Source organism: Curtobacterium sp. MCSS17_006 (genome assembly GCF_003234215.1).
GTDB lineage: Bacteria > Actinomycetota > Actinomycetes > Actinomycetales > Microbacteriaceae > Curtobacterium > Curtobacterium flaccumfaciens.
Map to the genome: position 1 here is coordinate 317,781 of NZ_QKSO01000002.1, position 20,963 is coordinate 338,743.

General features: G+C 72.4%; 24 protein-coding genes. 6 read left to right on the top strand and 18 right to left on the bottom strand.

Annotated features, from left to right (window positions below; all coding sequences use genetic code 11):
• Positions 1–2: 2 nt before the first annotated feature.
• From DEJ21_RS03740 to DEJ21_RS03810, 15 genes are all read right to left on the bottom strand, one after another.
• On the bottom strand, positions 3–1,397 hold the full coding sequence (locus DEJ21_RS03740) for a flagellar hook-length control protein FliK (RefSeq protein ID WP_111223731.1): 1,395 nt from the start codon (positions 1,395–1,397) through the stop codon (positions 3–5).
• Positions 1,394–2,131 carry a C40 family peptidase gene (locus DEJ21_RS03745; RefSeq protein WP_111223732.1) on the bottom strand — a complete coding sequence of 246 codons (738 nt, stop codon included), beginning with the start codon at positions 2,129–2,131 and terminating at the stop codon, positions 1,394–1,396. The genes DEJ21_RS03740 and DEJ21_RS03745 overlap by 4 nt, the downstream gene beginning before the upstream one ends.
• Positions 2,128–2,559 (bottom strand): flagellar FliJ family protein, encoded by a 432-nt coding sequence (locus DEJ21_RS03750; protein WP_071403924.1) that lies wholly within the window; start codon positions 2,557–2,559, stop codon positions 2,128–2,130. The genes DEJ21_RS03745 and DEJ21_RS03750 overlap by 4 nt, the downstream gene beginning before the upstream one ends.
• Complete coding sequence (locus DEJ21_RS03755; protein WP_111223733.1) at positions 2,559–3,902, bottom strand: FliI/YscN family ATPase; 1,344 nt, start codon at positions 3,900–3,902, stop codon at positions 2,559–2,561. Before DEJ21_RS03755 ends, DEJ21_RS03750 begins: the two co-directional genes overlap by 1 nt.
• Positions 3,899–4,573, bottom strand: a complete 675-nt coding sequence (locus DEJ21_RS03760; protein ID WP_111103772.1) for a hypothetical protein — start codon at positions 4,571–4,573, stop codon at positions 3,899–3,901. The genes DEJ21_RS03755 and DEJ21_RS03760 overlap by 4 nt, the downstream gene beginning before the upstream one ends.
• A complete protein-coding gene (gene fliG / locus DEJ21_RS03765; RefSeq protein ID WP_244993480.1) occupies positions 4,566–5,618 on the bottom strand; it encodes a flagellar motor switch protein FliG in 1,053 nt (350 codons plus the stop codon). Before fliG ends, DEJ21_RS03760 begins: the two co-directional genes overlap by 8 nt.
• On the bottom strand, positions 5,615–7,285 hold the full coding sequence (fliF, locus tag DEJ21_RS03770) for a flagellar basal-body MS-ring/collar protein FliF (protein ID WP_111223734.1): 1,671 nt from the start codon (positions 7,283–7,285) through the stop codon (positions 5,615–5,617). The genes fliG and fliF overlap by 4 nt, the downstream gene beginning before the upstream one ends.
• Complete coding sequence (fliE, locus tag DEJ21_RS03775; protein ID WP_027465513.1) at positions 7,285–7,626, bottom strand: flagellar hook-basal body complex protein FliE; 342 nt, start codon at positions 7,624–7,626, stop codon at positions 7,285–7,287. The genes fliF and fliE overlap by 1 nt, the downstream gene beginning before the upstream one ends.
• A complete protein-coding gene (locus DEJ21_RS03780) occupies positions 7,626–8,021 on the bottom strand; it encodes a flagellar basal body rod protein FlgC (protein WP_017886136.1) in 396 nt (131 codons plus the stop codon). Before DEJ21_RS03780 ends, fliE begins: the two co-directional genes overlap by 1 nt.
• On the bottom strand, positions 8,018–8,362 hold the full coding sequence (locus DEJ21_RS03785; protein ID WP_017886135.1) for a flagellar basal body protein: 345 nt from the start codon (positions 8,360–8,362) through the stop codon (positions 8,018–8,020). Before DEJ21_RS03785 ends, DEJ21_RS03780 begins: the two co-directional genes overlap by 4 nt.
• Positions 8,363–8,863: 501 nt before the next feature.
• Positions 8,864–9,190: a hypothetical protein gene (locus DEJ21_RS03790; protein ID WP_111223735.1), complete on the bottom strand. Its 327-nt coding sequence runs from the start codon at positions 9,188–9,190 to the stop codon at positions 8,864–8,866.
• Positions 9,180–9,653: a flagellar export chaperone FliS gene (fliS, locus tag DEJ21_RS03795; RefSeq protein WP_111223736.1), complete on the bottom strand. Its 474-nt coding sequence runs from the start codon at positions 9,651–9,653 to the stop codon at positions 9,180–9,182. The genes DEJ21_RS03790 and fliS overlap by 11 nt, the downstream gene beginning before the upstream one ends.
• 11 nt (positions 9,654–9,664) lie before the next feature.
• On the bottom strand, positions 9,665–11,053 hold the full coding sequence (gene fliD / locus DEJ21_RS03800) for a flagellar filament capping protein FliD (RefSeq protein WP_181435766.1): 1,389 nt from the start codon (positions 11,051–11,053) through the stop codon (positions 9,665–9,667).
• 103 nt (positions 11,054–11,156) lie between these two features.
• Positions 11,157–12,044 carry a flagellin gene (locus tag DEJ21_RS03805; protein ID WP_181435767.1) on the bottom strand — a complete coding sequence of 296 codons (888 nt, stop codon included), beginning with the start codon at positions 12,042–12,044 and terminating at the stop codon, positions 11,157–11,159.
• A 118-nt stretch (positions 12,045–12,162) separates the two neighbouring features.
• Positions 12,163–12,978, bottom strand: a complete 816-nt coding sequence (locus DEJ21_RS03810) for a sigma-70 family RNA polymerase sigma factor (RefSeq protein ID WP_027465507.1) — start codon at positions 12,976–12,978, stop codon at positions 12,163–12,165.
• A gap of 442 nt (positions 12,979–13,420) precedes the next feature.
• Here DEJ21_RS03810 and DEJ21_RS03815 point away from each other — a divergent pair, with 442 nt between their 5' ends.
• The 5 genes from DEJ21_RS03815 (at position 13,421) to DEJ21_RS03835 (ending at position 17,819) form a co-directional block, all read left to right on the top strand.
• Positions 13,421–13,906 (top strand): flagellar protein FlgN, encoded by a 486-nt coding sequence (locus DEJ21_RS03815; protein ID WP_071403931.1) that lies wholly within the window; start codon positions 13,421–13,423, stop codon positions 13,904–13,906.
• Between the two features lie 4 nt (positions 13,907–13,910).
• Positions 13,911–15,332: a flagellar hook-associated protein FlgK gene (flgK, locus tag DEJ21_RS03820; protein WP_111223739.1), complete on the top strand. Its 1,422-nt coding sequence runs from the start codon at positions 13,911–13,913 to the stop codon at positions 15,330–15,332.
• Between the two features lie 2 nt (positions 15,333–15,334).
• Entirely contained in the window at positions 15,335–16,216 is an 882-nt protein-coding gene (locus DEJ21_RS03825; protein WP_111223740.1) for a flagellin, read from the top strand.
• Positions 16,213–16,581, top strand: coding sequence for a flagellar assembly protein FliW (locus DEJ21_RS03830; protein ID WP_111223741.1), 369 nt, complete (start codon positions 16,213–16,215; stop codon positions 16,579–16,581). The genes DEJ21_RS03825 and DEJ21_RS03830 overlap by 4 nt, the downstream gene beginning before the upstream one ends.
• Positions 16,582–16,856: 275 nt before the next feature.
• Entirely contained in the window at positions 16,857–17,819 is a 963-nt protein-coding gene (locus DEJ21_RS03835; RefSeq protein ID WP_111223742.1) for a hypothetical protein, read from the top strand.
• Positions 17,820–17,836: 17 nt separating this feature from the next.
• Here the strand turns inward: DEJ21_RS03835 and DEJ21_RS17930 are convergent, their stop codons facing one another.
• On the bottom strand, positions 17,837–18,052 hold the full coding sequence (locus DEJ21_RS17930) for a hypothetical protein (protein WP_181435768.1): 216 nt from the start codon (positions 18,050–18,052) through the stop codon (positions 17,837–17,839).
• 466 nt (positions 18,053–18,518) lie between these two features.
• Here DEJ21_RS17930 and DEJ21_RS03845 point away from each other — a divergent pair, with 466 nt between their 5' ends.
• Entirely contained in the window at positions 18,519–19,394 is an 876-nt protein-coding gene (locus DEJ21_RS03845; protein WP_181435769.1) for a hypothetical protein, read from the top strand.
• Between the two features lie 100 nt (positions 19,395–19,494).
• Here the strand turns inward: DEJ21_RS03845 and DEJ21_RS03850 are convergent, their stop codons facing one another.
• Together DEJ21_RS03850 and DEJ21_RS03855 are read right to left on the bottom strand one after the other, a co-directional pair.
• On the bottom strand, positions 19,495–20,463 hold the full coding sequence (locus DEJ21_RS03850) for a beta-ketoacyl-ACP synthase III (RefSeq protein ID WP_111022822.1): 969 nt from the start codon (positions 20,461–20,463) through the stop codon (positions 19,495–19,497).
• Positions 20,464–20,535: 72 nt separating this feature from the next.
• The gene (locus DEJ21_RS03855) at positions 20,536–20,943 is read right to left on the bottom strand and encodes a ChaB family protein (protein ID WP_111223744.1); all 408 of its coding nucleotides are present in this window, start codon (positions 20,941–20,943) and stop codon (positions 20,536–20,538) included.
• Positions 20,944–20,963 lie beyond the last annotated feature (20 nt).

Genomic DNA, 20,963 nt, shown 5'->3' on the forward strand with positions numbered 1-20,963 from the left:
GATCAGGCGAGGACGTCGAGTCCCGCGGTGCGGATGGAGGGCGTGTGGGCGGTGGGCTGCATGCGCGGGGTGACCCGCGCCTCCAGACCGGGGTCGCCAGGCAGCGCACGCGCGGCCGGGCGCTCGTCGCGACCCGGCGCGTCCTGCGGCTGGTTCTGCGACGACAGGTCGAGCGTGGTGCTCACACCGGTGCCGGCCGCGTCGCGCCGCAGGTCCGGCAGGACCTGGCGGACGGCCTCGCGACCGGCGTCCGACGCGGCGAACAGCTCGACGTGCATGCCGTGGGCGGTGACGTGCGCGCGGACCGTGACCGGGCCGAGGCTGTCCGGCACGACCTGCACGGTGACGACGTGCTCGCCGGGGCCGGCCTGTGCGAGCGAGAACACCGGTCGCGCCAGCTGCTGGGCGAGCGGTGCCGGGGCCGGCGCGGTCGCCGCGGCGGGCGCGGCGGTCGGCGTCGTCGACATGACGAACGGCGTCTCGCCACCGCGGCTGGGGGCGACGGCCGGGAGGCCCGGATCACCCGGCGTCGACGCCTGCTGCTCCGTCCCGTGGCCGGCTCGGGAGCCGGTGCCGGCTGGCGGGGCGGCGGCCGCCACGACCGGTGCCTGAGCAGGGGTCGCGGTGGCGGTGTCGCTGTCGGCGGTGCGGGTCGCAGCGGGGGCCGCGATCGCGGCAGCGGCCGTCGGGGCGGTGGTCGCCGGGTCGGTCGCGGCTGCGGTCGTCGACGCAGCGGTCGTCGTGGGGGTTGCGCCGGCGACGGTCGTCGCGGGCGCGGCCGGAGACGCGGTGCCAGCGGGTGTCACGGCGGGGGTCGTGGCGGTCGCCGGGCCCGTCGTGGCTGCGGCAGCGGTCCCCCGTGCCGTGCCCAACGACGGTGCCTGCTGCAGGGTCGCCGTGGCGGGAGCGGTGGTCGGCGCCGGGGTCGACGGGACCGGCGTCGAGGTGTCCCCCTCCACCGATGGCGGTGCCGTGGTCGTGGTGTCGATTGCTCCGGCGGTCGCCCCTGCGGCCACGACGGCGTGAGGGTCGTCGTCGGGGGTCTCGGCGGCGCGGCTGGCCAGAGCGATCGGTGCGGCCACGGTCACGAGTCCGGCGGCGAGCAGCGCCTGCGCGTCGACGGGCGTTGCGTCGCTCGGCACCGCCTGGTCCGACGCGGACGTGGCCGCAGACGTGGACGGCGTGGCGGTGGTGCCCGGCGTCGCAGCCGACCCGTCCGCCGTCCGGCCCTCGGTGTCGTCCCGCCCGGCAGCACCGTCGCCGGCTCGCCGCTCGGTCGCGACGGCGGCGGTCAGTGCCGCACCGAAGGACCCGGCAGCCGCGGGGTCGGACGCCGCACCCCGGGTGGAGCCCGGTGCGGTGGGCACGGACGGCTGGGTGGCGATGGTCAGGCTCATGCGGCACTCCCGGACTGCATCATGGACAGCAGCGCGGCGGTCTGCAGGTCGGTCGCGGAACGCGCTGCCGAGGCGGCCGGCGCGGCGACGGCCGCCGGGGCCGCCTGTGCGGGGACGATCCGGCGGATGGTCGCGATGTCGGCGTCGGAGTACCAGTTGTCGACGATCCGGACGTCCTTGCCGGGGCGCGGCGCGTGCAGCACCTTGCCGTCGCCGACGCAGATGACGACGTGGCCATCGCCCTTCGGGATGATCAGGTCGCCGGGCTGCGCGTCCTTCAGGGAGCCGACCTCGACGCCCATCTTCGCCTGGTCCGGCACGACCCGGGGCATCGTGACCCCGAGGTCCTTGAAGACCGTCTGCACCAGGCCCGAGCAGTCCATCCCCGCGGTCGTCTCCCCGCCGAACACGTACGGGACCCCGAGGTACTTCTTCGCGTCGGCCACCACGTCGGCGCCGGTCGCACCGCTGCCGGTGGCGAGGGTGCCGGCACCGGCGTCCACCGAGGTCGCGGGGGCACGGGTGGCCGTCGGGGTCGCTGCTGCGGTCGCACCGGCAGCGCTCGCGGAGCCGGTCGTGCCGTCGGCGGTCGCGAGGGCGTCGGCGAAGGCCGAGGACCCCGCGGCACCGCTGGTGGCGGACGCGCTCGGGGCAGCCGTGGCCGTCCCGCCGCGCAGCGTGTCGATCTGGGACCGGATCTCCGAGATCCGGGAGAGCACCGCTTCGACGCTCATCGGGCACCACCTTCCGTGCGGCGTCGTGCCGCGATCTCGTCGAGGGCGTTCTGTTCGGTCCGGAGTTCCTCGGCCGCCTGCTGCTCGGTGTGCTTGCCCTCGAGCTTCTCGAGGCCGACGGCGGCGCGACGGGCGGCGGTGTAGTCCTGCTGTGCCCGGTCGGCGTCGGCACGGCGGTTCTGCACCACGGCGTCGAGCTCCTCGAGCATCCCGCGGGTCGCGGCACGGGCTGCGGCGACGGCGCTCAGGGTGGCGGCGTCCTGGATCGGCTGGGCGTCCTCGCTGTCGGCGAGGCTGCGGCGTGCGGCGATCCGGGCGTCGGCGGCGTCACGGACGCGCTCGTTCGCGGTGGCCAGTGTGGCGGCGGCACGGTCCTGTTCGGTGTGGCGCAGGCGCAGGAGCCCGGCGAGCGGGAAACGGCGGGCCATCACGACACCCCCAGCTGCTGCACGAGGCCGCCGAGGCGCTGCCAGGACGCATCAGCCGTGGCCCGCTCGTCCATGCCCTGGCGCAGGAACGCGTCGATCGATCCCTGGTGGTCGACGGCGGCGTCCACGAGCGGGTTCGACCCGCGCTGGTACGCACCGACGTCGAGCAGGTCCTGGGCCCCGGCTCGGGCGGCCATCACCTTCCGCAGCACGGTGGCGGCGGCACGCTGCTCGGGTCGGGTGACCTTCGAGGCGACGCGGGACACCGAGCCGAGGGCGTCGACCGACGGGAAGTGCCCGGTGATCGCGAGCTTGCGGTCGAGCACGACGTGGCCGTCCAGGATGCTGCGGGCCGCGTCGGCGATCGGTTCGTTGTGGTCGTCGCCGTCGACCAGCACGGTGTACATGCCCGTGATGCTGCCGACGCGGTCGGTCCCGGCGCGCTCGAGCAGTCCGGCGAGCACCGAGAACGTCGACGGCGGGTAGCCCCGGGTGGCCGGCGGTTCCCCCACCGACAGGCCGATCTCACGCTGCGCCATCGCGACGCGGGTGAGCGAGTCCATCATGAGCACGACGTCCTGCCCGGCATCGCGGAACGACTCGGCGATGCGGGTGGCGACGAACGCGGCACGCAGGCGCATGAGCGCCGGCTCGTCGGAGGTCGACACCACGACGATCGAGCGGGCGAGCCCCTCGGGTCCCAGGTCGTCCTCCAGGAACTCGCGCACCTCGCGGCCGCGCTCCCCCACCAGGGCGATGACGTTGACGGCCGCGTCGCTCCCGCGCGCGATCATCGACAGCAGCGACGACTTGCCCACGCCGGACCCGGCGAACAGGCCCATGCGCTGCCCGCGGCCGACGGTGGTGAGGGTGTCGAGCACGCGGACGCCGAGCTGCATCGGCGTGTCGATGCGGGTCCGGGCCATCGCGTTCGGCGTGTCGTGGTCGAGCGGGACCCAGGTGACCGGTCCGCCGCCGGGGCCCTCGAGCGGCCCGCGGTCGTCGATCGGTCGGCCGAGTCCGTCGAGCACGCGGCCGAACAGACCGGATCCGGTCGGCACGAGCACCGGGCGGCCGGTCGGACGCGCCGGGGTGCCCGCGGTCACGCCGGTCAGGCGGCCGAGCGGCATGCAGCGGACGCCCGAGGCATCGGTGGCGACGACCTCGACCGCGGTCTGTTCGCCGTCCTCGGCGCCGACCGTGACGACCTCGCCGACGCGGGCGTCGAGCCCGGCGATCGTCAGCCCCAGGCCGACGGCGCTCGTGACGACACCGACCCGCTGGGGGGCGGCCCGCAGGAGCGCCTCGTCGAGGCCGCGCGGACGGAGCAGCGTGGCGGTCACCGGTCGGCTCCCGTCGCGTCCACACCGAGGGCGGTGCGGGCGCGGTCGAGCGCCGTGGCGATGCGCGCGTCGAGCATGCCGTCCGGCAGGTCGACGACGGCGTCGCCGTCGCGCAGGGCGCCGTCGGCGACGACCGGCACCGGCAGGTCGAGGCCGGCGACGCGCGCGGCGTCCGCCGGGCTCAGCCGGACGGCCACCGGGACCGTGCGGTCGACGGACGCGAGTGCCCGCCGGACGGTGGCCTCGGCGCCGGACGCGATGCGGGCCTCCCGGCTGCCCGGTCCGTCCGGACCGTCGGCGACGGTCGCGTCGTGCGCGGGCCTGGAGGCGCGGACCACGTTGCCGACGATCGCCTCGGCCAGGTCGACTGCCGCACTCGCGACCGACGCCTCGGCGTCCGCCAGGACGGGTGCGACCGTGGAGAGCATGGCGTTCGTGGCGGCGTCGAGGACCGCGATCCGGCGTGCCGTGTCGGCCTGCAGCGCGGTGACCCGCGCGGCGTGCTCTGCCTCGAGCCGGGCGCGCAGGGCGTCCGTCTCGGCCTGCGCGGCCCGCAGGCCCGCGGTGTACCCGGCCGCGTGCCCGCGGACGTCCGCGCTCGACGCACGCTCGCGTCCGGCGGGGTCGGCGAGCACCGGGAAGGCGACGCGGTGCACGACGGTGTCAGTCAACGAGCTCGTCCTCCTCGGCGCGGTGCACGGTGACGACGCCCTGGGCCTCGAGCTCGCGCACGGAGCGGACGACCTCGGCACGGGCTTCCTCGACCTGCGAGACGCGGACCGGGCCCATGGCCTGCAGTTCGTCGTCGAGCAGCTCGCGGTTGCGCTCGGACACGTTCGCGCGGATGGTCTCGACGACCGGCCCGGCTGCGCCCTTCATGGCGGTCGCGAGGATCTTCGAGTCGATGCCGCGCAGCACCTGCTGGATGTCGCGGGACTCGAGCTTCACGATGTCCTCGAAGGTGAGCATGCGGGAGCGGATGTCCTCGGCGAGCTCCGGGTCGCGGGCCTCGAGTCCCTCGAGCACGGCCTTCTCGGTCGCGACGTCCGAGCGGTTGATGATGTCGACCAGGGGCGCGATGCCACCGACGACCTCGACGCTCTCGCGCGGCGACACGACGGCCCCGGCGCGCTGGCGCAGCACACCGGCGACGATGCCGACGGCCTCGGGGGTCGCGCTGCCCATCGTGGCGAAGGCCTGGGCGACGTCGGTGCGGACGCGCTCGTCGATCCCGGCGAGCACGGCACTGGCCTGCCCCGGACCCAGGTGGGCGAGCACGAGGGCGATCGTCTGCGGCAGCTCGCCCTCGAGCAGGGAGATGACCTGCCCGGGTTCGGCGTCGTCGAGGAAGTCGAACGACTGGCCGGCGAGGTTCGAGGCCAGACGGTCCATCACGCCGGCGGCCCGCTCGGCGCCGAACGACGCCTCGAGCAGCCCGAGGGCGGTCTCCTTGCCGCCGCGCTTCTGCAGCCGGCCGCTCATCGTGATCCGGTGGAACTCCGACAGCGTCTGGTCGACGACGGTGTCCTCGACGCGGCGCATCCGGACGATCTCGGCGGAGATCTCTTCGGCCTCCATCTCGGTGAACTGCTTCATCACCTCGGCGGCGCGGTCGGTCTCCATCTGCATGAGGATGAGCGCGACCTTCTGCGCACCGGTCAGCGCACGGTCGCTCGGACCGGAACCGCCGCCGGGGCTCGGCATGAGGGCGCTCACACCGGTGCCCGGTCGTCGAGGAGCCCGCGCAGGAGCTCGGCGGTGCGCTTCGGGTCGCGCTCGGCCAGGGCGGAGATGTCCTGGCGGCGGCGCTCGGCGGAGATCTCCTCGGTCGTCAGCACCTCGGTGGGGGCGTCACCGGCGGGCATCGCCGACAGCACGGCGGTCGGCGCGTCACCGGCACCGAGCGTCGCCCGGTCGTCGACGCCGTCCATCGCGAGCGGCAGCTGGAACGTCTCACCGGCGAAGGCGTCGAGCTCGCCGAGGTCGACGGCCTCGCGCTCCTGCTTCCGGTTGCGGCGGGCGACGAAGAACATGATCGCGATGACGGCGAGGACGATGCCGATCACGATGCCGGCGGTGCGGATCGACGACCACAGTGCTTCCTGCTGGTCGGCCTTCTGCTGGGCCTCGAGGGCCTTGGCGGCCTGGTCGGAAGCGCTCGTGTCGAAGTCCATCATCGCGACCTTGACCTGGTCGCCGCGGTCCTGGTCGACGCCCGCGGCGGCCGACACCAGGTCGTTGATGCTCTGCAGGTTCGCGTTCTGCACGGCGTCGGCCTTCGAGTTCAGCGCGACCGAGATGGTCTGCCGGTCGAGCCCGCCCGAGGGGATCTGCGTGGTCTCGGTGGTGTGGTCGACGGCGTTGTTCTTCGTCGCCGACTCGTTCTTGTACCCGTCGTCGCCGGTGCCGCTCGTCGCGGTGCCGTTCGGGACGGCGATGTTGTCCGGACCGAGGACCCCCGTCGCGCCGCTCCCCGCGCCGGAGCCGGCGCCGTACTCCTCGGTGGTGCTCGACTCGTTCAGTGCGACCGGACCCGAGGTCGGGCTCGTGTAGCTCTCGGACGTCCGGGTGCCGGACTCCTGGTTCATCGTCCCGGAGACCACGACGGTCGCGTTGCCGACACCGAGCGTGGTGTCGAGCAGGTCCTGGATCTTCTTGCTCGTCGCCGCGTCGTAGTCGGCGGCCTGGTCCGCGCCGCTGCCGGTCGCACCGGTGCCGACGGCGGACAGGGTCTGACCCTTCGCGTCGACGACCGAGACGTCGGTGGGCTGCATGCCCTCGACCGAGGCGCTCGTCAGGTGCACGATGGCCTGCACCTGGTCGGTGCTGAGCTGCGTGCCGTTCTCGGTCGCGATGAACACCGACGCGGTCGGGTCCTTCTCCTCGGAGACGAACACCGACTTCTCCGGGATCGCGAGCTGCACGGTTGCGGTCTGCACGCCGTCCATCGCGCCGATGGTCTTGGCGAGCTCGCCCTCCATGGCGCGCTTGTAGGTGACGTCCTGCTGGAACTCCGAGCTCGTCACGCCCATCTCGTCGAGCAGCGAGTAGCCGCCCTCGTTCGACGACGGCAGGCCGTTCGACGCCGCCTTGAGCCGCTCCGAGTACACCTGCGCCTGCGGCACGAGGATCGTCGCGCCGCCGTCGGTGAGCTGGAACGGCACACCGTCGGTCTGCAGCTGGTCCGTGATGGAGCTCGCGTCGGCCGCGGCGAGCCCGGTGAAGAGCGGGGCGTAGGACGCCTTGCCGAGCCAGGACGCGAGGGCGATCCCACCGAGCACGAGCGCCGCGATCGCCAGGATCGCGATGGTGCGCTGGGCTGCGGAGAAGCCCTTCACGTAGGCGCTGAGGCGCGCGAAGACGTTCTTGACGGCGACGGGCATCAGGCCTGCATCCTCATGATCTCGTTGAAGGCGTCGACGCCCTTGTTGCGGACGGCGGAGACGAGCTCGAGCGTGACCTGCGCGCGGGTGGCGGCGATCGTGGCGTCGTGGATGTCGTCGAGGTTGCCGGTCACGGCCTTGAGCGCGAGGGTCTTCGAGTCGCTCTGCAGCGACTGCAGCCCGTCGACGGCGTTGCCGAGGCTCGCGGCGAACCCGCTGCCGTCGGTCGTCGCGCCGGCGGCACCGGTCGCGTTCGTGCTGTCGCTGGACGTCCCCGACACACTCGTCAGGGCGTTCGTCATCGCGTTGGTGGTCACACCGTTCACGGCGTCGATGGGCATCAGTTCTTCCCGATCTGCAGTGCCGCCTCGTAGGCGGTCTTGGCACGGTCGACCACGGCGGCGTTCGCCTGGTAGCCGCGCTGGGCCATGATGAGGTCCGCCATCTGCGTGCCGAGGTCGATGTCGGGCATGCGGACGTAGCCCTCCTCGTTCGCGAGCGGGTTGTCCGGGTCGTAGGTCACACGGCCGGCGGCGCTGCCGAACGCGGCGCCCTTGACGTAGGCGCCGGAGACGCCGGCGCCCTCCTGCACCTCGACGTAGCGCGCCTGGAACGCGGTGTCGTCCATCGACTTCACGGTGTTCGCGTTCGCGATGTTGTCCGAGACGGCGTCGAGCCACTTCCGGTGCACGGTCAGGCCGGTGCTCGCGATGCCGATCGCGTCGAAGGTCGTCACGAGTTCGTCCGCATCGCCGCACGGACGCTGGTGAGCTCGGAGTTCATCGCCTGCGTGGCGAACTGGTACCGCAGCACGGTGTCGATGTTCGACAGCGTCTCCTCGTCGAGGTTGACGTTGTTGCCGTTCGTGTTCGTCGGCTCGAGGCTGCGCGCCATCGTCGGCGTGGTGGCGCCGTCGCCGTCCACGATCGACTTCGCCAGGGCGTCCTCGAACTGGACCTTCTCGGCGTGGTAGTTCGTCGTGTTGATGTTCGCGATGTTGTTCGCGATCACCTTCTGGCGCATCGACAGGCCGTCGAGTGCGCTCTGCAGCGCGACGCTCGTCACGGAATCGAACACGGGGGTCCCCTCGTCAGGCGTCGTCGGTGCGACGTCGCCGTGCGGTGGTGGCCGATCCCTGGCCGAACTGGTGAGCGATCCGTGCTCGAGTGGCGCTATCGGAGCCCGTCGTCCGCCGCGTTAGGCGTCGCCCCGAACGGGGGGCGGTGCGGTGCGGGTGCGGGTGCGGGCCGGTGTCGCTCGTTGCGCGCGCGGTTCGTTGCACGCGCGCGGGAGCGACAGAGTCGCTGTCGTACGACAGCGATGACGTCGCCCGTTGCGCGCGCCACCAGTTGCACGCGCGCGCAAGCGCCAGGGTCGCCGTCGTACGACGACGACATCGTCGCCCCGTGCACGCGCCACCAGTTGCACGCGCGCGAGAGCGACAGAGTCGATGTCGTACGACAGCGACATCGTCGCTCCGTGTCGACGCCGCCGGTTGCGCGCGCCCGTAGTTGCAAGCGCGCGTAAGCGACAGGGTCGCCGTCGTACGACGACGACATCGTCGCTCGGGGGCGCGGGTCAGGCGGAAGCGTCGAGGTATACGGAGCCGCGGGGCTCGCGCGTGGCGTCGACGGCGCGCAGGGCACCGAGGTGCTCCAGCGTCGAGCGGCGGTCCGCCTCGAGCACCGTCATCCGGTCCCGCTGCGCGGCGAGCAGCCGGGAGGCCCGTCCCACCAGGTCCCGCGGCAGCGGTCCCAGCCCGGCCGGCTCCGACCACCCGGCCAGGGCCGTGGAGTCGGCCGCCTGCCCGGCGGCGTCGTGCTCCAGGGACGCGAGGAGGGCCTCCCAGGCGGCCCGCCCGTCGGTCTGCTCAGGCGACAGCGCTGCGGACGGTTCAGGCGACACCGAGGGCTCCCCCGGTCGGCTGCTGCGTGGCGGACGTCGCGGGCAGCGACGCGGCCGCCTCGTGCCACGACTGACGGAGCGGCTCGAGGATCCGGATGCAGTCGCGGGTGGCCTGCACGTCGCGGTGCACGTTCGCCGTGATGAGCGAGGTGGAGGCGTAGTTGTAGACGGCGAGCAGCCCCTCGCCGCCGTCCCAGACGTCGATCCGGAGCGTGCTCGAGAGCTCACCGACGATCGCCTGGGCGTGCAGGAGCTGCTCGCGGGCCGACTCCCAGTCGGCGGCGACCTGCGCGGCCTCGGCACGGTGCAGGTCGAGCAGCAGCCGGTCGTAGAGCATCGTCACGAGCTGGGCCGGGGTCGCCGACAACACGGCCTCGTTCGTGTACTGGGCACGACGCTGGTCGGTGACGGTGCGCGGCTGGGCGGCCTGGCGGAAGGCGGCGGCCTGGAAGTCGAAGGTCATGGTCGTTCCCGTCAGCTCGACGTCGAGGCCAGCTGGCTGGCGAGCCAGCTCGACTGCGACTGGAGCTTGCTGAGGCTGGTCTCGAGGGATGAGTAGAGGGTCTGCAGGGCGGCCCGGCGCGACGTCAGACGGTCCGTCCAGCTGTCGATCTGGGTGGTGATGTCCTTGGCGACGGCCTGTTGCCCGGTGATCGTGGTGGTGATCGACCCGTTGTACTTGTCGGACGCCGCGGTGGCGGCCGCGCCGACGTTCGCCGCGACGCCGGAGAGCATCGACTGCGTGGCCTTCGGATCGGTCGCGAGGGCCTTCTGGAAGACCTCGGCGTCGAAGGTGAAGCTGCCGTCCTTGGTGATCTCGATCCCGATCGCCGACGGAGACCGGCCGTCGACGGGAGCGGAGAGCGTGCTCGCGAGACGCTGCACGGCGTTGCGGGTCGCACCGTCGCCGAGCAGGACCCCCGCCTTCGTCGTCGTGGTGCCGGACGTCGCGCTCGTGGTGCTCGACACCGCGGTGTTCGTCTTGTAGTACGACGCGATCGCGTTCATCGCGTCGACGAGTCCCGAGGCCACTGCCTGGGCCTTGGAGGTGTCCTGAGCGACCGTCACGGTGACCGGCTCCTCGGTGGCCTTGGACACGGTGACGTCGAGCCCGGGCACGAGCTCGGTGAAGGTGTTCGTCCTGCTCGTGACCGTCTGCGCAGCCGCGGTACCGGCCCAGAGGGTGACGCTCGCGTCCTTCGCGGCCGTGACGACGGCGGCACCGGTCTCGGTGAGGACGTTCGTCGCGGTGCCCGCGGCCACGGCATCGGCGCCGCCCCGGTACACCTGGAAGCCACCGGCCGCCCCGGTCTCGGCGGACGTGAGCTGCAGGCGGTGGAGCTTGGCGCCGTCGACGTCGGTGCCGGCGGAGACCTTCGTCGCGGTGATGCCCGCGCCGGACTTGTTCAGTGCGGTGACGGCGTCGTCGAGCGAACCGGACGCCGGCGTCACCGTGGTGGACTTCCCGTCGGCGCCGACGACCGTGATCGGCTGAGCGGCCGACGACCACGTCGACATGGCTGCCGTCACCCCGACCTGGGCCGCGGCGGTCGAGCCGACGGTGAAGTTGATGGAGCCTGCGGTCCCCCCGGTACCGGTGACGGCGGTGACGCTCGGAGCCGTGCTCGTCGCGGCGAAGAGGTCGAGCGACGAGGTCTTCGCGGCGTCCGCGGCCTTCGTGGCGAGACCCTGGATCAAGCCGTTGATCGTCTGCAGTGACGAGATGAACGTGTTGGTGCTGGTGAGCTTGTTCTTGAGCAGGGTCTGCGGGACCCCTTCGACGCTCATCAGCGAGTTGATGAGGTCGGTCGTCTTGAGACCGCTGACCAGACCGTCGATCGCGAGGCTGGTGCTCGAGGACACGGACGAGGACATCGTCGACACTCCCTGGCGTCGTGGAGGTGGTCAGGATGGCGACGTCCGTCCTCCGGGCCCGGTCGGGCGCGGAGGACGGACGTCGTGATGGCTAGCGCAGGAGCGAGAGCACGCCCTGCGTGCTCTGGTTCGCCTGCGCGAGCATCGAGGTGCCGGCCTGGCTCAGGATGTTGTCGCGCGTGTACTTGACCATCTCCTGCGCCATGTCGACGTCGGTGATGCGCGAACCGGCAGCGGTGAGGTTCTCCTTGGCCACGTTCGTCACGTTGATGGCGTGGTCGAAGCGGTTCTGGACTGCACCGATGCTCGAACGTGCCTCGGACACCGTCTTGATCTGCGCGTCGATCGTGGTGATCGCGGCCTGCGCGTCGGCGTTGCTCGCGAAGCTGATCTTCGCCGCGACCGCACCGCCGTCGGCGTCGGTCCCGGCGGCCACGGTCAGGTTCGCCGCGATGTCCTTGACGTTCGCCTTGCCGAGGTCGACCTCGATCTTCGACGAGTCACCGGCGTTCGCGCCGACCTGGAAGGTCAGCTTGCCGTCCTTGGCGGTACCAGCGGAACCGTCGAGGAGGTTGATGCCGTTGAAGTTCGTCGAGCTCGAGATGCGGCCGAGCTCCTTCTGGAGCTCACCGACCTCGGTGGTGATCGCGGCGCGCGAGTCGGCGTTGTTCGAGTCGTTACCGGCCTGGACGGCCAGGTCGCGCATGCGCTGGAGGATCGAGTGGGTCTCGGTGAGGCCACCTTCAGCGGTCTGCACGACGGAGATGCCGTCCTGCGCGTTGCGGGCGGCGACCGTGAGGCCACCGACCTGGGACTTCAGCCCCTCGGAGATCGACAGACCGGCAGCGTCGTCGGCAGCACGGTTGATGCGGAGACCGGTCGAGAGCTTCTCGAGGGACTTCGACAGGTCGTTCTGCGTCGCGTTGAGGTTCCGGTACGTGTTGAGTGCCGAGAGGTTGGTGTTGATGGACATACCCATGGTGGTTTCCTCCGTGAATGTGGGTCGTGCGTCGGCCCGTCCGTGGGCTGACATGGATGACTCTCGACCGGTTGCCGGGAGTCGTTAGGGGATCGGCGGAGATATTTCCGCCGACGTCTCAACTCGCCGCGACGGCCGGCCCCGATGCGGCGTCGTGCACGGCACGCGCGACACCGGCGGCGGCGTTCGTGGCGACACGGGCGAGGTAGGCGCTGCGGCGGGCCGCGGTGGTGCGGCTCGCGGGCTCGACGGTCGTGCCGTCGCCGTAGTGGGCGGCGAGGCCGTCGTGCAGCAGGCGCATCGCCTCGGAGCGCTGCTGCGAGACGGCCGAGTGCGTGATGCCGAGCTCGGCGGCGACGTCGGTGACCGAGCGGTCACCGAAGTAGACGGCCTCGACGATGAAGCGCATCCGCTCCGGCAGGGCCTCGACCGCAGCGCGGAGGTACCGGCGCTTCTCGGTCTCGAGCAGGTCGTCCCCGGGGAGCGGCAGGTCCGCGGCGACGAGGTCGTGCACGGTCTCGTCGAGCGGCGCGACGGTCCGGGCGGCGTCGCTCATCGCGTCGACGGCGGTCTGCTTGTCGACGCCCATGGCATCGGCGATCTCCTGCGCACCGACGCTCCGGCCGAGGCGAGCGGACAGGGCCTCCTGCGTGGCCAGGGTCTCGCGGATCCGCTTCCGGGTGCCGCGGGAGGCCCAGTCGGCCGAGCGCATGTCGTCCGCCAGCGCGCCGGCGATCCGGGTGCGGGCGTAGGCGCCGAACGGCACGCCGAGGGTGGGGTCGAAGGCCTCGGCGGCTGCGACGAGCGCGAGCGATCCGACGGCGGCGAGGTCGTCGCGGTCCAGGTGCGTCGCCCGGGAGCGGACGTCGGCCACGATGTAGCCCACGAGCGGGAGGTGCTCCACGATCATCGCGTTGCGTTCGGTGCGGTCCATGCTGTTCCCCTGGTCGACCTGACGTGTGTCGGCTCACCCGTCCGTGGGCGCGACGGACGCCGGCCTCGGATGGCCGGTGCGTACGCCGAAGACCCGCCCGGGTCCCTCCGAGCGGTGCACCCCGCATCGTTCCCGAGCGGTTCCGGGTGTCCCCCGGGTGCGTTCTGAATGTATCGGCTGGCAATGCCCTGAGCAGGTGCTCAACCGTCCCCAATGCGGGGGTGTCAGACCCCGTTCCCGGTCGGCATTTGGGGGGACTCCGGGCCGGGAACGGTCGTTCTTGTCCCCCGTCGGGGGTCATCGGGTCACAGCGTCGACGAGTACGGGTGACGCCACTCGGCCGCCGGGGCTTACGGTCGCGGACACCGAGTCGATAGGTCCCGGTGTCCGCAGGATGACGGACCGGGGGCCACCCCGACGAACCACCACCTGGGAGGAGCTGATGAGCGTGAACGACCTGTCCGCCGTGCTCTGGCGCGAACGCGAGCTGCTCGAACTGCTCACCTTCAAGCTCGAGGAGGAGCAGCTCCTGCTCACCGCGGGCCGCTCCCGCTGGGTGTCGCACGCCAGCCGCGAGGTCGAGCAGGTCCTCGACCGGCTCCGCAGCACCGGTCTGGAGCGCGCCGCGCAGAGCGCCGAGGTCGCCGAGGAGTGGGGCGTCCCCGCCGACGCTCCCCTGCGCGACGTCGTCGCCGCGGCACCGAACGGACCGTGGGGCGAGATCCTGTCGTCGCACCTCACCGCGATGGTCGAGCTGACCACCCAGATCGGCGCACTGCGCGACGAGAACGACCGGTTCCTCCGTGCCGCCGCCCAGGCCACCGAGGAGACCCTGGCGGGGACCGTCACCGGTGCCGCCACCTACGACGCCAGTGGCACGTCCGGAGCAGGCCAGGACGGCGCCCGCCTGTTCGAGGGGACGCTGTAACACCGTGGTCAGCACCTTCGGATCCCTCGCGACCGCCTACTCCGGCCTCGCCGCGGCCCGTGCCGGCATCGACGTCACCGGCCAGAACATCGCGAACGCCGGCACCGCGGGCTACACGCGGCAGCGCGTGACGCAGAACTCGATCCCCGCGACCCAGACCGGGTTCATGCGGGGCACCGCGGCCCTCGCCGGCCAGGGCGTCTCGGTCGACGGCATCGCCCGCCTGGCATCCCTCACGCTCGACGCCGGAGTCCGCGTCGCCGCCGGTTCGTCGGCCTACGCGGATGCCCGCGCCACGGCGCTCTCCGCCCTCGAGACCGGGTTGCACGAGCCCGGCAAGGACGGCCTGAGCGCCAAGCTCGACGCGTTCTGGTCGTCCTGGAGCGAGCTCGCGAGCCACCCCGACGACCCGGGCGCCGCCAGTGCCGTGCTCGGGGCCGCCGGCACCGTCGTCTCCGCGCTGGCCGCGGGCTCGAAGGCCGTCGACGCGCAGTGGTCCTCGGTGCGCGGCACCCTGACCGGGCAGGTCGCCCAGCTGAACGGTGCCGCGCAGCAGGTCGCCGACCTGAACGGCCGGATCCGCACCGCGCTCGCCTCGGGCGGCAACGCCAACGAGCTGCTCGACCAGCGCGACCAGCTCACGCAGCAGATCGCAACGCTCGCCGGCGGCACCACCCGGACGAACGCCGACGGCACGGTCGACGTGCTCCTCGGCGGCAACCCGCTCGTGCAGGGCACCGACGCCCGCTCGGTCGCGCTCGGCGGCGGCGAGCGTCTGGCGGACGGCACTGCGGTCACCCTGACCTGGACCACCGGCACGGCCGGGGCGGTCGGGCTGAGCGGCGGGTCGATCGGCGGGGCCCTCGCGGTCCTCGCACCGGCGTCCGGCACCGGGACCGGCGGCGCACTCGCGGAGGCCTCGGCGTCCTACGACGCCGTGGCCACGCGACTCGCCACCACCGTGAACGCCCTGCACGCCGCCGGGACCACCCCGGCCGGCACCACCGGCGCACCGTTCTTCTCCCTGGCCGCCGGGGTCCCGGCCGCCCAGGCGCTCGGCGTCGTCCCCACGGACGCCGGTGGTCTGGCGACGCGGAACGCGGCGGGGGAACTCGACGACTCGTTCGCCGACGCGCTCGCGCGACTCGGGGCGTCGTCGGACGGTGCCGACCAGGTCTGGGCGACGTTCGTGGCGGGGGTGGGCACAGCCTCCAGGTCGGCGATGTCGGAATCGACGATGACCGGACTCGCGCTCACCAACGCGCGCACCCAGCAGCAGTCGAGTGCCGGCGTCGACCTCGACGAGGAGAACGTCAACCTGCTGAGCTACCAGCACGCGTACCAAGGCGCGGCGCGCGTCCTGACCGCGGTCGACGAGATGCTCGACACCATCATCAACCGCGTCGGACTCGTCGGGAGGGGCTGATCGTGATCACCCGTGTGACCACCCAGATGTCGATGGCGGCCGCGTCGGCCCGGCTGCAGGCCGGTGCCGCGAGGGTCGCCGAGCTCACCGACCAGGCCACGACGCTGCGTGCGATCCAGAAGCCCTCGGACGACCCGGTCGGCACCGCGTCGTCGATGCAGGTCCGCAAGGAGCAGGCCGCTGCCGCGCAGTACTCGCGGAACGCGAACGACGCCGCAGCATGGCTCGCCACCACCGACAGCGCGCTGTCCGGCGTGTACTCGGTGCTCAACAACGTCCGCGACCTCACGGTGCGGGCCGCGAACTCGGGCACGATGAGCGACACCGACCGCGACGCGTTCGTCACGCAGTTCCGGTCGCTCAAGGCCGACCTCGAGGCACGTGCCAACACCACCTACGGCACCCGTTCGGTGTTCGCTGGATCGTCGACCGCCGCTGCTGCCTACGACCCGGCCACGGGCTGGGCGGCCGCCGGCACCGACGTGTCCCGCCGGATCGGGGACGGCACGACGGTGCGCGTCGACACCGCCGGCACCGCGGTCTTCGGCTCCGGCGACGACTCGGTGTTCGCGGTGATCGACTCCATCGTCAACGACCTGCAGAACGGGGTGAACGTGAACGCTCGGATCAACGACGTGGACGGCGCACTCGGGACCGTCCGCGGCGCCCAGGCCGACGTCGGGATCCGGCACGCCGCCGCGCTCACGGCGCAGGACTCGCTGAAGTCCGCGACCGTCTCGCTCGAGAGCCGTCGCGCCGACATCGAGGACGTCGACCTCGCCAAGGCCGTCCTCGACCTGCAGGTGCAGCAGACCAACTACCAGGCAGCCCTCGCCGTCACCGCGAAGGTCCTGCAGCCGACCCTGATGGACTACCTCCGATGAGCATCTCCCTGACCTTCGCCGTCCCGCCGTTCGGGCTCGCTCCCGCCGCGGCCTTCGAGCTGTCGCCGGTCGTCGGCGCCGAGGGGCTGTTCACGCTCGTCGGCGACGACGCACGGCTGTTCCTGCTCGACGCAGCGGTGCACCTGCCGTCGTACGCGCCGGAGCTCACCGACGAGCAGGCTGCCGGGCTCGGGCTGACCGACCCCGCCGACGCGATGCTGCTCGTCGTCGCGAACCCCGGCGCGTCCGGCACCACGGTCAACCTGCTCGCGCCGATCGTCGTGAACGCCCGGACGGCCGTGGGCGCGCAGGTCATCCTCGAGGCGCAGGACCTGCCGCTGCGGGCGGAGCTCGCGCGGGTGTAGGTGGCGGGCGGGCTGGCGGGCCGGGCCGGGCCGGCGGGCTTCGGGCTGGTCGACGCGGAACGACACTGTCGACGTCGTACGACATCGGTGATGTCGCACCCCCGCGCTTGCAACTGTTGTGCACGCGGGACAGCGACAGAGTCGCCGTCGTCCGACATCGACATCGTCGCAAGTTGCGTCCGCCTCATCCCTCCACAGCCTGGAGGCCCGGCTCGTCATCCACAGATCGGCCCACCGCCGCCCCGTGGCCGGGCCCGGCGATCGATGGTTGATCCATGGACGACCGCGTACGCACCATCCCCCTCATCCGCACGACCGGCAAGCCCAGCGCCGAACGCCGGGCCCTGCAGCGCCGGGTCCGTCGGGGGGAGTTGCTCGCGGTCCGTCCCGGGGTCCTGGTCTCCCCGTCGTCAGTCGTCGGACTCCGGCCCGAGGACCACCTGTTGCTCCTGGTGCGCGCGACCGCGCCGATGATCCACGCACCGAGGGCGTTCGCGCGCTCCGCAGCGGCCGCCGTGCACGGACTGCCCTTCGTCCATGCCCCGCCGTCGAAACTCGACGTCGTCGATCCGCGCCGCGAACGCTCCGACACGTCCGCACACCTCCGGCTCCACCCCGGACCGCTCGTCCACGCGCCGACGACGGACTCACGGTGGACTGACTTGCCCGCGGCCACGCCCGCCGACATCGACGGAGCGCCCGTCACGTCGTTGGCACGGACCCTCGTCGACATCGCGGGGTCGTCCACCCTCGAGTTCGCGTTGCCGATGATCGACCAGGCACTCCACGACCGGCGTCTCCTGCCCGAGATTCTGCTCGACGAACTCGCCACGACGGCACCCGCGGGTCACGACAAGGCGGGGATCGCGGTGGGGATGGGGTCGGCGCTGTCGGGTTCACCCGCGGAGTCGGTGTGCCGGGTGCGGTTCCGGGAGCTCGGTGTGCCGGAGCCGGTGCAGCAGCACGTGTTCGCCCGGGCCGGATCGGCCACGGCGATCGTGGACTTCTGGTTCCCGGACCAAGGCGTCGTGGTCGAGGTCGACGGCCGCGCGAAGTACGAGGACCCGGTGCTGCTCGACGGGCGCTCCACCGCGGACGCGCACTGGCGCGAGAAGCGGCGTGAGGACTTCATCCGGTCGTTCCCCGAGGTCCGCGCGGTCGTGCGGCTCTCGTGGGCCGACCTGATGCAGCCCGACCGGGTGCGGGCTGCCCTGCGGCGTGCGGGTGTCCCGTGCTGAGACTGCACGCCCGACGATCAGCGCGGGCGTGGCGCATCCGGGTGGTACGTGCGCTGACGCTCGATCCGCGGCCGACCGGACGCTTCACCGGCGTGCGCCACCCCACCGACCACGACCTCGCCGAGTCCCACGCGCACACCACGGACCGGCCCGGTGCCCTTGACCACGCCGCCGCGGTGGTCCGGGTCGGGCTCGCGGTGGTCGCCGCCGTCCTCGAGCTCGACGTCGCGCACGGACACCGGACCGAGCACCTGCGCGCCGCGCCGATCCGCGCCGGCCCCTCGACCAAGCACCCGGCCGTCAGGCGTGCCCGACCGCCGATCACGACGTCGGACCCGTCCGCGACGACGGTGACGGGGCCCGGGCCGAGTTCGGCGCCCTCCCCGATGTGCACGGTCGCCGCAGACGCGACGATGGTCACCGGCCCTGGTCCGAGTCGTGCTCCGGAAGCGACGGAGATCACGCCTCCGTCACGGGTCTCCAGGGTCGTGGACGGGTACAGCACGGCGCCGGGCCGGACGGAAACGCCCGCCCCGATCAGGACGGACCCGGGGTCGAGCACGCGGACGTCCGGTGCGAGCGCGGTGGCCTCGTGGACGGTCAGGAACCCAGCGGAGCGGCGAGCGATGTCGAGGGCTCGCGCGGTCCGGTCGCTGTCCATCCAGCGAGCCTCCCACATGCCCGGCGTACGGTGAGCGCATGGCCCGCTCCCCGAAGGACCAGGCGATCGTGCCCCTGCCGAACGCCCAGGTCTCCCCCACGTCAGACGACTCCAGAACCCCGCAACCACAGCAACCCGCCGGATGGGTCAAGTTGCTCGACCGTGCCATCAGCGTGCAGCGGCCGGCCGTCGTTGCGCACGTCAAGGCGATCCGCCGCCGCAAGCCCGATGCCACGCCCGCCGAGGTCATCCAGATCCTCGAGCGGCAGTACCTCACGGCCGTGACGACCGGTGGTGCCGCCGTCGGTGCGAGCGCCGTGATCCCGGGCGTCGGGATGGTGGCCGCGCTCGGACTGAGCGGTGCAGAGACGATCGGGTTCCTCGAGACCACGGCGCTGTTCGCACAGTCGGTGACCGAGGTGCACGGGATCGCGCTGGACGACCCGGAGCGTGCCCGCACGCTGGTGATGGCGATGATCCTCGGCGCCCCGGGGACGCAGCTGATCAAGCAACTCGGTGGTCAGATCGCCGGTGGCCAGGTCCGGACCGCGTTCTGGGGCGAGATGGTGACCTCGTCACTCCCGAAGCAGATGGTAAACGGCATCGGCGGACAGGTCCGTGACCAGTTCATCAAGCGCTTCGCCATCCGGCAGGGCGGTTCCGTCCTCGGACGTGCGCTGCCGTTCGGCATCGGAGCGGCTGTCGGCGGTCTGGGGAACCACGCCCTCGGGCGCAAGGTGATCCAGGCGTCGCGGACCGGGTTCGGGATGCCGCCGGCGGAGTTCCCGATCGTGCTGACGGTCACACCGACTGCCGAGAAGACCCGGCGTGCCCTGCCGTGGAAGCGCGGCGCGGGCAAGGACCAGGACCTCTGGACCGAGCCGGGCAACGACGACCGCGGCATGAAGCGATGAACCCCTGCGCGAAGCGCTGAACCAGCGTCCGAAGCGCTGACGCAGAACGGCCCGGGCACGCTGCCCGGGCCGTTCGTGTGTCTGTGTCGAACCCCGTGTCCTAGAAGGACCGCACCGGCGTCGTCACGACCTGCCCGGCGTGGGCGAACCCGCCACCGAACCCGAAGAGCAGGGCCGGCACCCCCTCCGGCAGGTCACCGCGCTCCCATGCCTTCGACAGGCCGAGCGGCACACTGGCGGCCGAGGTGTTCCCGGACTCGACGACGTCACGGATGACGAACTTCGACTCCCCGCCGAGCGCGGTGACCAGCGGCTCGATGATCCGCAGGTTCGCCTGGTGGAACGCGAACACCTCGATGTCGTCCATCGTGAGCCCGGCGGCCTCGACGACCTTGCGGGCGTGCCCCTCGGCCTCGGTGATGGCCCACCGGTAGATCGAGCGGCCCTCCTGGTTGAACCGCCCCGGCGACCCTTCGACACGCACGGCGTCGAGCAGGTGCGGCACGCTCCCCCACGACACCGGGCCGATCTCGGGCGTCTCGGCGACCCCGAGCACGGCGGCACCGGCCCCGTCACCGACGAGCACGCACGTCGACCGGTCGGTCCAGTCGGCGATGCCGGACAGCACCTCGGACCCGATGACGAGCGCGACGTCGGCCGAACCGGTGCGGATGGACTGGTCGGCGAGCCCGAGCGCGTACTCGAACCCGCTGCACGCGGTGTTGATGTCGATCGGCGCCGGCCCGTTCGTCATGCCCAGTGCGGCGGCGACGCGGCCTGCCGTGTACGGGGCGCGGTCCTGGTGGGTGGTGGAGGCGACGATGACGAGTCCGACGGCCGAGGGTGACACCCCGGCGTCGGCGAGGGCACGGCGTCCGGCCTCGATCGCCATCGACGTCACGGTGTCGTCCGGCCCGGCGATCCGACGCGTCTGGATCCCGGTGCGGGTGCGGATCCACTCGTCGTTCGTGTCGACCATCGTCGAGAGCTCGTCGTTGGTCAGGACGCGTTCGGGCTGGTGGTGTCCGAACCCGAGGATCCGGCTGCCGCGGAGTGCTGGGATGTTCATCGTCGGCACGTTACCCCCTCACCCCACCGCCGCATGCCGAGCGGGGCATGCACGGCGCCCACTCGCCCATGGTCACTTCCGCGCTGCAGCGGTCGCGCGGTCGTTCGCCTTGCCGATCGCCTCGACCAGCTCGTCCTTCGTCATCTTGGAGCGGCCGCTGACGTCGAGCCGCTTCGCGACGTCCATGAGGTGCGCCTTCGAGGCGTTCGCGTCGACACCGCCCTCGGTCTTCCCGGATGAGCCCGAGCCAGCACCACGCGGACCGGCGGCACCGGAGTCGGACGGCCCGGAGGACTCCTTCTCCTCCCAGTGGTCGCCGACCTTCTCGTACTCGTGCTTCACGGCGGCGAAGGCCGTGCGGTGCGCGCGCTCGCCCGGGCCGTACGTCTCGTTCGCCGAGTCCAGTGTCTTCTCGAAGATCTCCTGCGCGTGCTCCGGGGACCGCTGCAGGGTGCTCGGGATCTCGTCCTTGGCTGGCATGGCTGCTCCTCTCGAGTGGT